Origin of the sequence: Mesorhizobium dulcispinae (genome assembly GCF_033977345.1) — a bacterium.
In the GTDB taxonomy this organism is placed as follows: Bacteria; Pseudomonadota; Alphaproteobacteria; order Rhizobiales; family Rhizobiaceae; genus Mesorhizobium; species Mesorhizobium dulcispinae.
This window is the reverse complement of the sequence record NZ_JAVIIY010000060.1, coordinates 1-1,301: the sequence shown is the minus strand read 5'-3', so window position 1 is coordinate 1,301 and position 1,301 is coordinate 1. Positions and strand designations below refer to the sequence as shown.

The following is a 1,301-nucleotide window of genomic DNA, read 5'->3' as shown; positions in this document are numbered from 1 at the left end:
CAGGATCGCCAAGCCTTGAGCAGTAAAATCTGAGAGCCCGACATCCTGGCGATCGGCGCGGCGAAGGACCTCCCTGCCAATGGTGACCGTAGCCTCGCGCATCTTCTGCTGATCCGGCCACTTGCTGAAACCATTCACCAAGGTCACCAGGTGTTGATCGGCAAATCCGGCGAGTTGGCCGGCGCGGGACACGATCTCCTCGGCGAGGCCCACTGCAGCTTGGCGCACTTCAGGCTCCTCGGGCCACTTGCTGAGTCCGTTCACCAGGTTCGCCACATGTTGGTCAGTAAATCCACGGAGGTGACTGGTGCGGCGGAGAATCTCGCAGGCAACTGCGGCTGTGGCTTCGCGCGTCTTCTCCTGTTCGGGCCACTTGCTGAAACCATTCACCAGTATGGCCAGCTGCTGATGGGTAAACCCCTTGATTTTGTCGGCGCGGGAGGCGATCTCCCCGGCGATGGCGACCGCAGCTTGGCGCATGCCTGGCTCTTGCGGCCACTTGCTGAAGCCATTGATCAGATAGGCCAGCTCCTGACCAGGAAAACCGCGCAATCGGTTGGCGTCGCAGCTGACCTCAGAGGCGATGGCGACGGCCGCTTCGCGCGTCTTCTCCTGTTCCGGCCACTTGCTGAAACCATTCACCAGATTGGCCAGGTGTTGATCCGTGAACCCACCCAGCTCCCTGGCGCGCGCAACGATCTCCCCACCGACGGTGACTGCTGCCTGGCGCATATTGAGTTCTTCGGGCCACTTGCTGAAACCATTCACCAGTATCGCCAAGTGCTGATGAGTAAATCCGCCGGGCTTGCCGACGCCGGACGCAATGTCCCCTGCGATGGCGACCGCAGCCTGACGTATGCCTGGCTCTTGCGGCCACTTGCTGAAACCGTTCACCAAAGTGGCCAGCTCCTGCTCAGGAAAGCGACCGAGTCGGTTGGCCTCGCGACTGATCTCAGAGCCGATGGCGATCGTCGCTTCGCGCGTGCTTTCCTGTTCCGGCCACTTGCTGAAACCGTTCACCAGGTTCGCCAGGTCCTGCGGTACAAAATCGGAAAGCCGATTGGCTCGGCCTGCGAGGTACGTCACCTCGGTGCCGATAGCGCTGGTGGCCTCCCGACACTCCGCCTGGTTCGGCCATTTGCTGAAGCCATTGACCAGGTTGGTCAAGCTCTGCGGATTGAATTTGGAAAACCCTTGCGTGTGGGCGCGGCGAAGAACCTCACCAGCAACTGCGAAAGTGCCGTCGCCACACCCTGGCTGGTCAGGCCACTTGCTGAAGCCGTTCACCAGCAGCGAGAGGT

Annotated in this window: 1 pseudogene; it reads right to left on the bottom strand. The window is 61.2% G+C overall.

From position 1 onward, the window contains the following. Positions 1-1,301 (bottom strand): annotated as a pseudogene (locus RFN30_RS32225) (hypothetical protein); the annotation flags it as partial.